This is a genomic window from Fimbriimonadaceae bacterium, assembly GCA_023957775.1.
In the GTDB taxonomy this organism is placed as follows: Bacteria; Armatimonadota; Fimbriimonadia; order Fimbriimonadales; family Fimbriimonadaceae; genus JAMLGR01.
On record JAMLGR010000006.1, the window covers coordinates 166604 to 179543 of the forward strand.

Below are 12940 nucleotides of genomic sequence, written 5' to 3' on the forward strand. Positions count from 1 at the left end.
ATGGCCTCCGATCAGCCTCCGTCTTCCACGACTTTGAGCCCCCGTTTCGCCAATCCTCGTCCATGTGCGCCCGCCCATTCGGCGGGATAGGGCGTGTCGTATCCGCGCATGGCGTGCCACATCATGCGGTTGAGGTTGTCCATATCCTCCAGGGTCTTGGTGCCGGTGCGGTTCAGAGGGATCTTCGCGAGAATCCGCTCCCAGTAGCGCTCCTGGGCGGACATTGTGGACGGGTTTTTGAACTCATCGAGCGGGACCTGGTTGGGGCGCGCGGTGTAGGGGCGAAAATCCGGCGTGTCGGTGAAGCACGTGGTCATCAGGGGAGCCGAGGCGTCCTGCTGGTTCATGGGCGGTAGTCCAAAGATCTGCAGGATCGTGTGTAGCACCGCGGTCTGGTTGTAGAACTCGCTGACCACGGAGCCTCGCTTCGTGTACGGGCTGGCCACCAGGCAGATCGAGCGATGCCCGTCCACGTGGTCGTAGCCGTTCTGAGGATCGTCCTCGTTGATGAAGATCACCGTGTCCTTCCAGAAACGGCTCTTGCTGACCGCTTCGACCAGCCGGCCGACGGCCAGGTCGTTGTCGGCCATGTTCGAACGCGCGGTGGCCGCGCCGCCCAGATGGTCCTGCGGGAGGTAGACGAGGAGGAGGTTGGGCAGTTTGCCGTCCTTCTCAAATTCGCGAAACTCCTCGAGGAACCGGTCCACGCGCAGCTGGTCGGGGATGTTCATGTTCCACCCGGGGTAGTCCCGGCACGAGTAGCGGCGCAGGTGCTCGATGCCCATGTTCTGGGAGAAGACCGTGCGTTTGCCCGCCACGTACTCCTCCCACACCTGCTTTCCGGTCATTCCTTGGGGCGGTTCGGCGTAGTCCATTTCGCCGTAGTTCCGGAACGAGAGCCCGCCCGCCAGCACGTGGTTCCAAAGGAATCCGGTGGACGAGTAGGTGAGCGGATCGTCGCCGAACGTGTAGGAGCGCGAAAACCCGCCGAACGCGCGTTCGAGATAGGGGGTTACGTTGCCCTCGGTGGCCCAGGAGTGGCCGTCCGCCGAGAGCACGCCGTTGCAGTAGTAGTTGTCCAGCAGCACGAACTCGTTGGCGAGCGCGCGGTGGTTCGGTGCGTTCTCCTCCTTGAACGTGCAGAGCGCGGCCATGCCATCGCCCTTGGGCATGTCGCCGAACATCTGGTCGTACGTGCGGTTCTCCTTGATCACATAGATCACGTGGTTGAAGACCGACGGGTCGCCCAGGCGCTGAGGGACGGGGCTAGCTGCGATTCCGGCCGCGGATCGTCGCTCGTAGGAGGCGAGGATCTGCGGCACGTGCAGGTCCGCCTTGACCGTTTGAGTCCAGGTTCGGAGGTCTCCCGCGAGATCGATGCGTTGGACCGTGCCGCTGTGGTCGTGGGAGTTCCACCCCTCCTCGGGGTTGCGCCGAACCGTTCGTGAACCGACTCCTTTCGCGCTTGCCACGAGCAGTGTTTGCTGGTCGACGGCGAGCGCCGTCGGGTACCAGCCCGCAGGGACGAACCCTCGGATTTGGGGTCGGCGAGCGTTGGACAGGTCGACGACGGCGACGGCGTTGTTGCCCGCGTTCGCCACATAGAGGGTTCGATGGTCGCTCGAGAGCGCCAGCGCGTTGGGCATGGATCCGAACGGCAGCTTGGAGTCGGGCTTGGTGATCAGCCGCGAAAGCTCCTTGCGCGTCCGCACATCGACCCAGCTCACGGAGTCGTCGTTCGCGTTGGCCACGAGGACCAGTCCTTCCTCGGGAAGGGCCACCAGCCCCGCGGGTTGCAGGCCCACCGGCACGGTGGCGACTTCGCGTCGAGCTTCGAGATCGACGATGGAGAGGGAGCCTCCCTTGGCGATGCCGCGCTCGTCCACCTCGGTCTCGGTCCCCGCACTGGGCGCTGTCGGTGCACCCGCCTTCGGCTTGTCGCCGCCCTGGTTGGTCACGTAGGCGACGTTGCCGTCCAAGGCAACCTCGTAGGGCGCGACGCCGACGGGAATCTGCGCGAGCCACTCGCCGTCGCGCAGGCGGAGTACGCCGAGGGTGTTGTTGCGCGAAAGGCACACGTAGGCGAGGGTCTCGTCCGGCGAGAGGGCGATTCCGCACGGAAAGGAGGCCCCTTCTCCTTTCGGGCCGGCTGCCTGAAAGCTGCGCAGCAGTCGGTAGGTCGTGCCGTCGATCGTCGCGTACTCGTGCACGGCGTTTCCGGACGAGGAGAGCAGTACGCGCCGTCCTGAGCGCGAGACGGCGAGGCCGGTGAGCGAGGTGCCTTCTGGGGATGTCAGGGCTTGCCGTTCGGTCCAGCCCTTCGCGTCGAGGATGCGCAAGCCGGTGTTGTCCTTGACGAAGACGGTCGAGCCGTCGGGCGACAGGGCGAGGTCCACCGGTCGGCCGGGTACCTCCAGAACCGAACCGGCGGGATGGATGATCCGGCCCGTGGGAAGCGCCGGGGAATCGCCTTGAGGTCCGACCTGGGGCGCGAGAGTGGCGAGGGCGAGGAGGGAAGCGGTGAGCATCGATCCCATCATAGCGCGGAGCTGTTGATCGGGGAAACCCCCGGACCAAGTCTTAACTTGCCGCCGCGGAAAGGGGGCCGGCACACCGGTTTGACATCGTCAACTATTCGATTGACAGGTAACAGTAATGGGATAGTTTGGTCCCATTGAGAGGGGCGGCACTCCTAGGATCGCCAGGTTTGATTGAACCTGTGCTTCCCAACAGGGCCATTGAGGATCAGGCTCTCATATCATGAACCATTCGAGATCCTGACGTTTCATTGAGTGGGCATGGCTAGTTGTTCTAGGTTTGACAATCGATATCTTGTGAATTTACGAGTGGTATTCGTACTACTCTGTCTCGTTGTGGCGTGTGGCGTGGCGCTCTTTCGGACTGTAGGCCGCGTGGAAGCGGCGGTCTCGGTCCGCCAGGATCCCACTCAGTACTTGATCGCTTCGTGGCGGCCGGTCCGCGAGGATTTGGCCCTTGCCACACGGTTGGACGGAGTCACGGCCGTCCGGTACACGCGCGGCGAAACGGAGTTTGTGAGAACCTTGCTCGGGGGCGTGGGTCTGTCCGAGGCCGAGGCAAAGGCGCGGGGGATCGTGGTGTTCGAGGGGACGAACTGCCTGATCAACCGCCTGGGTTCGGGGAAAGATCCGCTTGGAGCCGCACTGGTTCGGGCGGACCGGGAGCGCCGATCGTCGGAGCCCAGCAAGATCCCCATGGCGGTATTGGGAGGCGTTTTGTTGGGGGTGTGGCTTCGCTTTGGCACGGCCATGCTGCGGTTTGGCGCTTTGGCGGCGATGGGGCTTGCGGCGTACCAGTGGATGACGGCCTGCCCCACGTGTCCTTCGCTGCGGCTGGCCGGCGTGCCGGTTTCCATTCTTGGGGCATGTCTGTACGGAGCGCTCGGCATCGCCTTGGCCTCTCGCCGGTGGGACGCGGGCGCGGCTTGGGTCGCCGCTCCGCTGGCGGCCGGGGTGCTGGCCTGGCAGTCGATCGCCGCTCTGGTCACGGGGACCGATTGCGGTCCGTGCGCCGGGATCGCGTGCCTGAACGCGGCGCTTTCGGTTTCTGCGCTGGCGCACGGTCTGCGGCGGGTCGCCCCGAGCCGGGCGTGGGGTGTCCGACGCACGGCGGTTGGATTGGCGTTGGCGTTGGCGGCGTCCATCGGGGCGTCCCAGTTCGCTTCGCAGGGCCGTGCGGCGACCCCCCACGCGCCGCCCCCGCCCAGTCTCGCGGGCTACCGCATCCAGGACCTGGGTTTGCAGCCCAACGGCCACGCCCGGCTGATCTTCGTCGCGATGTCCGAGTGCCGGTTGTGCCACGGGGTGTTGGAGTATTTGGGGCGCCACCCCGAGGTCGACATCGAAGTGTATTTCACGGACCGCGTGCCGCCGGCCTACCAGTCGTTCGCCAGCCTGATTCCCGATCCGCACTGGATCGCGACGACGCCGGCGTTCCTGGTGGCCGACAAGTCGGGGACGATCGCGGTGGAGGAGAAGGGCTGGACGTTCGGCGACGAGTGGCAGAAGAAGTTCTTGGACAAGCTTGAGGCGTCAAGAGTGCGCCTGGAAAAGGAGTAGTGATGACAACGTATTTGAAACTGATCGCCACGGGCGCCTGTCTGGCCTCCGTGTCGGCCCTGGTGGTGGCGGGCCTTCCGATGAAGCCGCTATGCCTCGGGTCCTATTCGGAGATGTCCGTGCATGTGGAAGTGTGTTACGACGGGAACTGCAGCGGATTGCCCGGCAGACCTCACTTATATAAGGGAGTGTGCGAGTCCTGGTGCTGCCCGGAGAGTTGGCAACAGGGACGCCAGTTGGACATGACGACCTGCCAACTGTTCCCTACGGCCGACTGCTGCCCCCGAAGCGGCCCTAAACCTATCGAAGGGTGCCCCTCCCCGCCCGAGAAGTAGAGGTGCGAACCCTGCGACACGCGGACGAATGCTCAAGCCGTGGCCCGAAGGGGGCGACGGGCCGCGCATCAACGCCTCTCGTGCTTCCACCCGGCAAAATCCGAGTTACAATAGCTTCGGGTTTCCTCGCAGGAATCCCGGGGGGTTGGATTGGGTTTGACCGACGGACAGGGCCTCGCCGCACGACGCAAGATCGTGTCGGTCGTCTTGCGCATCCCAGTATCGATTCTATTACTTCATTTCGTTGCCACGGTGGTGCAGACGGTCTTCGCCGATTTGCTGCTGCGCAAACCAGAGTCCTTTGAAAGGTTGCGGACTCTCGCAAACCCGCGCATTCTCTATTCCGATCCCGCAGCTGACATCAGCCCGTTTTATCACCTCTACTGGGTTCCCTTCGTGGCGTTTGCGATTCTCACGTTTGTGGCGCCATCCAGGAGAGTGCCTGCTTATCTTGGAGCTATTGCCGGATATCTGTTCGGATGGGCCACCTTTGCACCGACGACCGTGCTGCACGATTTCGCATTCTGGCCCTGGGTCATTCGGGTCGTGGCCATCGCCGCCGCAGCCGGCCTGACCTTCACCCTGTTCGAGCCGGCCCTCGAGGTCGTGGAAGTCTGGCTTTCGCGGCCCCGACGCTTCGTCATGGCCGCCCTCGCCGCGGGCGCGGTGGGCGCCGTGTTTGCCTATCCGGTCGCCGCCGACTATGTCGACGGGAGGGTGGCGTTCCGCGTCGATCGCCAGCACCTCGCGTCCACGTACCGCGCGATCGTCCTCTACGAGGCCGATCACGACGGGGAGGCACCGAAGAGCCTGCCCAACCTCGTCCCGGGCTACCTCGACGAGCGCCAACTCCAATCCCCGAAAGACAGCCGTCCGCGCCGCAACCCCGACGGCTACCCGGCCGATCTCTACGTCTTCCGAAAGCGCGAGTACGCGCACTACGCCCCGTTCCGGGTGAGCTATGCGTACGCCCGCTCGTTCGAGCGCACCTTGGTCTCAGAAAGAAGTTGGGAAGAGATCCGCGCCGACCCCGATTTCGGCCTGCTGGCCAACGAGCAACACTGCTACCTTCGAGATCCGTCCCAGCACTCGATGCCGGGGGCGCTCACCCCAATCAGCCCATCGACATTGGAAGACCACGGGGATCCCACCGATGCCGGACCGGTGATGCGCGTCATGATGGACGGCTCGCTCCGCGTGTTGCAGAAGGACGCCTATGGCGTGGGGGACATCCCCGAGCGGTTGTTCTACTCCTGGTACTGAGGCGCCCGCAGCCCTGTCCGCCGGTTTGGTAGCCTAGGTCGATGAATCGATCGCTGCTCTTGCCGTTTCTCATTCTCGCCGCCCCGTCGTTCGGCTGGGCCCCACAGGCCTCCTTGCGACCCGAACTTCACGTGCGCTCGCCGCACAGCTTCGAGAAGACGGTTCAGCGCCTGAAGGACGCGTCCGCGGAGGCGAAGTTCAGCGTCGTCTTCGAACTCGACGTCACGGCGCGCGCCAAGGAGAAGGACATCGTGATTCCTCCGACTACGATCCTCGGGGTCTGCAGCGCCAAGTACGCGTCGGCCGTCCTCGCCGCCGATCTTCGCGCGGTCCCGAACCTCCCCTGCCGGATCGCGGTCACCGAGCGCGACGGAAGGGTCGACGTCTGGACGATGGACGTGCTCCAAATCGCCGAGCACTACTCGGGGGAGACCATGGGCCAAACCGCACGGGAGATCGATACGACGGTCCGGAAGATCCTGGCGGCCGGCACGGCGCTCACCCCTTGACCGCGCCGGCGAGCATCGCCTCCTGGATCTTCTCTTTGAGCAACCAGTACACCAGCAGCACCGGGCCCATCGTGATCACGATCGCGGCGAACATCGCCCCCCAGTCGCTGGTGTACTGGGCCGTGTTGCTCAGCTTCGCGAGCGCCAGCGGCAAAGTGAACCGCTCCTCGGAGTTCACGAGCACGAGCGCGAGGTTGTACTCGTTCCACAGACCGATGAGGTTGAAGATCGTCACCACCACCAGCCCGGGCCGCGCCAGGGGCAGCATCACCCGCCAAAATGTCTTGGCGTGTCCGCATCCGTCCAGCATCGCGGCCTCGCCCAGCTCGTCCGGGAGGTTGTGGAAGAACCCGGTCAGGACGAAGACGGTGAAGGGAAGCGAGAACGCGATGTACACGAGGATCAGACCGGGCAGCGTGTCCGCCAAACTCAGATCGACCATCGTGAGATAGAGCGGGACGATCACCAGGAACTGGGGGAACATCATGCCCGCGAGGAACGAGGCGTATATGGCCTTCGAACCGGGAAATGCGTATTTGGCGAGCACGTAGGCGGCCATCGCGCTGATCGGAATCAGCACGACCATGGTGGCCAGCGCCACGAACAAACTGTTGAAGAACGCGCGCCCAAGGTTGGTGCTGGCCCCGTTCCACGCGTTCGCATAGTTATCCCACTGGAGCGTCGTGGGCAATGCCCAAGGGTCGGTCGCAATCTGCGTCGCACTCTTCAGGCTGCTCGCCAGGACCCAGGCCAGGGGCCCCGTGACGCCCAAGAGGAACGCGAGGACGAACAGCACCGTCACACCCCTCCACCCAAAGCGAAGCGCCTTCACCGGCGCACCGCCTGAGGATCCCGGCGGAATGCCGCGAGGATGACCGACGAAACGCCCATTACGAGGAGGAAGTTCAGAACCGCGATCGCCGTGGCGTAGCCGTAGAAGGAGTTCGGCTGGAACCCTTGCTCGTACAGGTAGGTGAGGGTCACTTCGCTGGCGCGGAACGGCCCACCGTTCGTCATCAAGCGCACCAGCGCGAAGGTGTTCAGGGTCGCGATGGCCGCGTGCACGACCACGACGCGGCGGATGGACCAGATCAGGGGCCACGTGATCGTCCAGAACCGGTGCAACCCGCGCGTGCCATCCAACTCGGCCGCCTCGAACACGTCCCCGGGCACACCCTTCAGCGCCGCGGAGAACAGCATGATGTAGAACCCGATGCCGTACCACACGAAGGCGACCGCCACCGAGAGGAGGGACGTCGAGGGATCGCCGAGCCACGTGGGCTGGTCCTTCCACCCCAGGCGGTCGAACGTGGCGGTCACGATGCCGATCGAAGGGTGCAGCAGGAACTGCCAGAGGATGCCGACCACGACGATCGAAATCACGTGCGGAAAGAGATAGACGGAGCGCAGCACCTTCGCGACGGGGCCCTTGCCCTCCGTGACATGGGCGAGCAGCAACCCGAGAACGGTGACGGCGACCACCACGACCACGAGCAGCTTGAGGTTGTTCGTCACCGCGGTGCGGAAGATCTCGTCCTTGGCGAGGTCGGTGTAGTTCTGGAGACCGACGAACTCCTTCTTGGTGGACAGTCCCCGCGTGTGATAGAGCGACAGGGCGAACGCGCGCAACAGCGGCCACAGGACCAGCCCCGCGTAGAGCAACACCGCCGGAGCGATGAACGCCAGGGCGAACGCGATCCGCCCCCGACGCCTCATTCGACCTTGTGCTTGACCACCTGGGGGTCGTTGCGGGTCGCGTCCGCCGCCTTCTCAAGCGCGTCCGCGAACTGCTGCGGGGCCATCTTGCCGTCGATCAGCGCAGCCATCGCATCTTCGGCGGCCTTGCTGAACCGCGGGTACCAGGAGCGGAACTCCGCCTGCCATTTGTAGGTGGAGTTCTCGAAGATCTGTGCGGGCCGCACGAGATGTGGCGGGTACTTCACCCCGTCGGCCACCTTGATGGCCATCAGCGTGCCCTTGGCCTCGACGAACTCCTTGGCCTTCTCGGGGGTGGTCATGTACTTGTAGAGATCGATTCCGTCCTGCGGGTGCTTCGCCTTCGCCGGAACCATCCAAGGCTCGATCGAGACCATGACCGCGCTCGGGTCGCCGGCGCCACCCGCGACGAACGGGGGCAGCATGAACTCGATCTCGGTGCCCTCGGGCATCACGTTCTCCATCTCGGAGTACAGCCAGGTGCCGCACGGGATCATCGCCGCGTTGCCTTTGAGAAACTCGAGCTGGCTCGTGGTGTGATCCAGGCCCAGCGAGCCCTTCAGGAAGTCGCCCCGGTCCCGCAGGGTCGCCACCATCTGGGCGGCCTTCACGATGTGCGGGTTGTTCCACGCACCGGGTTCGAGATTGACGCACGCCTTCCACATGTCGTTGCCACCGTCGGCGATGGCCCACGAGTAAACGAAGCCGTAGAGCATGTAGTAGGGGTACTGCCCTTGGAACGTGAGCGGCGCAATGCCCTTGGCCTTGATCTGATCGTTGAGCGCGAGCAACTCGTCGAAGGTCGTCGGGACCTTCCAACCGTTCTGGTCGAAGAGCTTCTTGTTGTACCACCAGCCGTTGATGTTCACGTGGTAAGGGAGCATGTACTGCTTGCCCTCGTATTGGCCGAGCGCCAGAAGCTGGGGGTCGAACGAATCGCGCCACTTGCCCTCGGTCGCGCCGTAGGGCGGACTGTCGAGAGCCGGGTTGAGATCGAGGAGTTGGCCGTCGTAGATCAGTCCCCAGGTGTCCATGCCCCATCCGGGCCAAGTGAGATCGGGCACGTCGCCCTTTACGAAGCGCGGCTTGAGCTGCTCCCAAACGCGAGGGTTTCCGGTAATCGCGACCGTCTTCCCCGTCTTCTCAGACCACTCTTTTGCGGACTGCTCGAACTGGTCGATGCCATAGCCCCCTTGGAAGGAGACCACTTCGACGTCCGGGGCCGAAGCACCCTTCGATCCGCCGCCGCACCCGACCAGGGCGAGGGCAAGGGTCGAAACAACTGCAACATACCAACGGTTCATAGCGTGCTCCTTCGTGCCGCGCAGGCTTGCGTGAGGATACTCGCTTTTGGGGACGGGAATCGGGAACCGGGAACCGGGAATCGGGGGGACGGGAATCCGGGGGACGGGAATCGGGAATCGGGAATCGGGGGGTAGCCTTGCCCAATGGTCGCGTCCCTCCTCCTTGCCGCTAGCTGGGTGCCCGCTCGGCCGCCGAACATCGTGTTGCTGTTCGTCGACGACATGGGGTGGATGGACCTGGCGTGCCAGGGAAGCGACTTCTACGAAACGCCTAACATCGACCGCCTTGCACGCCAAGGGGTGCGTTTCACCAACGCCTACGCGGCCGCGCCGGTGTGCTCCCCCACGAGGGCGGCGATGCTCACCGGCAAGACGCCCGCGCGGGTCGGCATCACCGATTGGATCCCTGGCGCGCGCTACCCGCACGCCAAACTCGCGCCGCCCGAGTTCAACCAAGAGCTGCCTGCGGGCGAGACCACGATCGCCGAGGCGCTGAAAGGGCGCGGCTACCGGACGATCCACATCGGCAAATGGCACCTCGGTGGGCGAGGGGCCTGGCCGACCGACCACGGCTTCGACGTGAACATCGGCGGAGGGGTCAACGGCCAGCCCGCGTCCTACACGTACCCCTTCGGGTGGGACGATCCGAAGAACTACTGGCGCGTGCGGTTTCTGCCCGACCCCGGCAAGCCCGGCCAGTACCTGACCGACCTGCTCACGGACCAGGCCGTGAGTCAGATCGAAGAGAATCGGGACCGACCGTTCTTTCTCTACTTCCCCTACTACAACGTGCACGCCCCCTACCAGGCCAAGCCGCATGTGGCCAAACGCTTTGCCGCCAAGGCGCCCGGCCGGCTCCAGAAGAACCCGACCTACGCCGCGATGGTGAGCGCGGTGGACGACAGCGTTGGAAGGATCCTCCGCACCTTGGATCGCCTGCACCTGGAGAACGACACGCTGGTTGTGTTCACGTCGGACAACGGCGGGGTGCACAACGTCTCGCCGCAGAATCCCCTGCGGCTCGGCAAGGGATTTCTCTACGAGGGAGGCATCCGCGAACCGCTCATCGTGCGGTGGCCCGGCGTCACTCCCGAAGGCCAGGTGGCGAACCAGATGGTGACGACCGTGGACTTCTACCCCACGTTCCTCCAGGCCGCCGGCGTCCCGATCCCGGGGCGATTGGACGGCACGAGCCTGCTCGGCACCCTTCGCCACCCGCTTCCCAACACGCCCGAGCGCACTTTGACGTGGCACTATCCGCATTACCATACGGCCGGGCGCCTGCCCGTGAGCGCGATTCGACAGGGCCGGTGGAAGCTGCTCTGGTTCCACGAAGACCAGCGGGTGGAGCTGTACGACCTGGCGACCGACCTGGGTGAAACAAAGGACCTGGCCAAGACGATGCCGGAGCGGGCCGAGGCGCTCCTCAAGACACTCAAGACCTCGCTCGCCCAGCAGGGCGCGAAGTTCCCGACGCCCAACCCCGATTACGATCCAGAGAAACCCTGGCGCGACGGCTTCTCCCCGAACGTCGACGACGGGGGAACAAGAATCCGCGACTAGCCCCCCCCCCCGACTCCCGTTTCCCGATTCCCGATTCCCGTTCCCCGATTCCCGATTCCCGTTTCCCGATTCCCGTCCCCCGCATAAAGGTAACGTTTCATCATGCTCGCCACGCTCGCCCTCCTCGCCACTTTGGCCACCACGGTTCCCGCGGGCCAGACGCTGAAGCAAGATCCGCGCATGGACTGGTGGCGCGAGGCGCGCTTCGGGATGTTCATCCACTGGGGCCTGTACTCGATCCCCGCGGGGAAGTGGGGCGACTCGACCAACCACGCGGAGTGGATCCTCACGACGGCCCAGATCCCCGTTCGCCAGTACGAGAAGTTCAAGGACCAGTTCAACCCGGTCAAGTTTGACGCGGACGAGATTTGCCGCATCGCCAAGGACGCGGGGATGAAGTACATCGTCATCACCACGAAACACCACGACGGCTTCGCGCTGTTCGACTCGAAGGTGAGCGACTACGACGTCATGGCGACGCCGTTCAAGCGCGACATCATGAAGGAGCTGGCCGAGGCGTGCCGCCGCCACGGGCTGAAGATGTGTTGGTACCACTCGATCATGGATTGGCACCATCCGGACTACCTGCCGCGCCGAGCGTGGGAGGACCGCACCGCCGAAGGAGCCGACTTCAAGCGCTACTTCGAGTACCTGAAAGCGCAGGTCACCGAGCTGCTGACCAACTACGGCGACATCGGCATCATGTGGTTCGACGGCGAGTGGGAGAGCACGTGGACCCACGAGTACGGCAAGGAGCTATACGAACTGTGCCGCAAGCTGCAACCGAAGGTGATCGTCAACAACCGCGTGGACGTGTGGCGCGACGGCATGGCCGGACTGAGCAAGGACGATCACGCCTACGGCGACTACGGGACGCCCGAGCAAGAGGTCCCCGCCACCGGTTTGCCCGGCGTGGACTGGGAAACGTGCATGACGATGAACGGCCACTGGGGCTACAATGCCGCCGACCACAACTTCAAGACCACCAAGCAGCTCATCCAATTGCTCAGCGACATTGCCTCGAAGGGTGGCAACTTCCTTCTGAACGTCGGCCCGACGGCCGAAGGGCTCATTCCCCCGACCAGCGTCGAGCGACTCAAGGAGATGGGCGCGTGGATGCGGGACAATGGCGAGGCGATCTATGGGACGTCCGCGAGTCCGTTCAAGTCGCTGCCGTGGGGCCGGGCCACGATGAAGAATCGGGGCGCCGACACGACGCTCTACCTCCACGTGTTCGATTGGCCGACGGACGGCCGGCTGAAGGTCTCGGGCTTGGGGAACCAGGTGCGCGGGGCGCGTTTGCTGGGCACGTTCGCGCGGTTGGCGGCGACGCAGAAGGAGGGTCAGGTGGAGATCGAGATCCCGACCCGCGCTCCGGATCCCAACGTGTCGGTCATCGCCCTCGATCTCGTCGGGAAGCCGGTCATCTACGCGGAGCCGATCATCGACGCGGGCGCGGCGTTCTTCGTGCGCTCTCTCCCCGTGAGCGTGAGCGCCGGCGAGGGGTTGGAGGTTCGCGTGACCGTGGACGGGTCGACCCCCACCGCCTCTTCGCCGCTCGCCAAAGCGCCTTTGACGATCGACCGGACGACCACGGTCAGGGCCAGGGCGTTCCACAACGGGAAGCCCGTGACCGGCGTCGTCGAGCGGCGCTTCGAGAAGGTCACGCCCAAGCCTGCAGCACCCGTTACGGGTCTGATGCCCGGTTTGACGGTCGAGACCTTCGCGGGCGATTGGGACAAGGTGCCCGACTTCGGCGCGCTCAAGCCGGAGGGCACGTCGGTCGAACCGGTCGTCGGCTTGGATCCGTTGAAGACGCGCGAACACTACGGGCGGCGGATTCGCGGCTACGTGGTGGTTCCGGCGGACGACGTCTACACGTTCTTCCTCGCAAGCGACGACGGTTCGCGCCTGCTGGTGGACGGCAAGTTGGTCGTGGACAACGACGGGTTGCATTCGATGCAGGAGAATTCTGGCGCCGTCGCGCTGGCCGCCGGCCCGCACGCGATCGAGATCGGCTACTTCAACAAGACGGGCGGAGCCGAGTTGAAGCTGGCGTTGGCCCCGTTGGGTCAGAAGCCAGTGCCGGTAGCGGCAGGCGCGCTGAAGCACAAGTAACCCAAACGTGGGAGTGCGCGAGCTTGCTCGTCGCC

At 64.7% G+C, this 12940-nt stretch carries 9 protein-coding genes; 5 read left to right on the forward strand and 4 right to left on the reverse strand.

Going from position 1 to position 12940, the window contains the following annotated elements:
* Positions 1-11 precede the first annotated feature (11 nt).
* Positions 12-2528, reverse strand: a complete 2517-nt coding sequence (locus M9921_07110; GenBank protein MCO5296608.1) for a hypothetical protein — start codon at positions 2526-2528, stop codon at positions 12-14.
* 345 nt (positions 2529-2873) lie between these two features.
* On the opposite strand from M9921_07110, the gene M9921_07115 reads away from it, so the two are divergent.
* From M9921_07115 to M9921_07125, 3 genes are all read left to right on the forward strand, one after another.
* The gene (locus M9921_07115) at positions 2874-4097 is read left to right on the forward strand and encodes a hypothetical protein (protein ID MCO5296609.1); all 1224 of its coding nucleotides are present in this window, start codon (positions 2874-2876) and stop codon (positions 4095-4097) included.
* Positions 4098-4588: 491 nt separating this feature from the next.
* Entirely contained in the window at positions 4589-5695 is a 1107-nt protein-coding gene (locus tag M9921_07120; GenBank protein ID MCO5296610.1) for a hypothetical protein, read from the forward strand.
* Between the two features lie 41 nt (positions 5696-5736).
* A complete protein-coding gene (locus M9921_07125; GenBank protein MCO5296611.1) occupies positions 5737-6204 on the forward strand; it encodes a DUF302 domain-containing protein in 468 nt (155 codons plus the stop codon).
* Here M9921_07125 and M9921_07130 read toward each other — a convergent pair.
* Genes M9921_07130 through M9921_07140 form a run of 3 tightly spaced genes read right to left on the reverse strand, consistent with a single transcriptional unit; the run spans position 6194 to position 9224 of the window.
* Positions 6194-7036: a carbohydrate ABC transporter permease gene (locus M9921_07130; GenBank protein MCO5296612.1), complete on the reverse strand. Its 843-nt coding sequence runs from the start codon at positions 7034-7036 to the stop codon at positions 6194-6196. The genes M9921_07125 and M9921_07130 overlap by 11 nt on opposite strands.
* The gene (locus M9921_07135; protein ID MCO5296613.1) at positions 7033-7920 is read right to left on the reverse strand and encodes a sugar ABC transporter permease; all 888 of its coding nucleotides are present in this window, start codon (positions 7918-7920) and stop codon (positions 7033-7035) included. Before M9921_07135 ends, M9921_07130 begins: the two co-directional genes overlap by 4 nt.
* A complete protein-coding gene (locus M9921_07140) occupies positions 7917-9224 on the reverse strand; it encodes an extracellular solute-binding protein (protein MCO5296614.1) in 1308 nt (435 codons plus the stop codon). The genes M9921_07135 and M9921_07140 overlap by 4 nt, the downstream gene beginning before the upstream one ends.
* Before the next feature lie 144 nt (positions 9225-9368).
* On the opposite strand from M9921_07140, the gene M9921_07145 reads away from it, so the two are divergent.
* Positions 9369-10787, forward strand: a complete 1419-nt coding sequence (locus M9921_07145) for a sulfatase (protein ID MCO5296615.1) — start codon at positions 9369-9371, stop codon at positions 10785-10787.
* 102 nt (positions 10788-10889) lie between these two features.
* Positions 10890-12905 (forward strand): alpha-L-fucosidase, encoded by a 2016-nt coding sequence (locus tag M9921_07150; GenBank protein ID MCO5296616.1) that lies wholly within the window; start codon positions 10890-10892, stop codon positions 12903-12905.
* The last annotated feature ends 35 nt before the right edge of the window (positions 12906-12940 follow it).

Bases quoted from the DNA above. Each gene is read 5' to 3' on its own strand.
- M9921_07110 (MCO5296608.1), bottom strand. From the start codon at position 2,528: ATGCTCACCGCTTCCCTCCTCGCCCTCGCCACTCTCGCGCCCCAGGTC.
- M9921_07125 (MCO5296611.1), top strand. From the start codon at position 5,737: ATGAATCGATCGCTGCTCTTGCCGTTTCTCATTCTCGCCGCCCCGTCG.
- M9921_07135 (MCO5296613.1), bottom strand. From the start codon at position 7,920: ATGAGGCGTCGGGGGCGGATCGCGTTCGCCCTGGCGTTCATCGCTCCG.
- M9921_07140 (MCO5296614.1), bottom strand. From the start codon at position 9,224: ATGAACCGTTGGTATGTTGCAGTTGTTTCGACCCTTGCCCTCGCCCTG.
- M9921_07145 (MCO5296615.1), top strand. From the start codon at position 9,369: ATGGTCGCGTCCCTCCTCCTTGCCGCTAGCTGGGTGCCCGCTCGGCCG.
- M9921_07150 (MCO5296616.1), top strand. From the start codon at position 10,890: ATGCTCGCCACGCTCGCCCTCCTCGCCACTTTGGCCACCACGGTTCCC.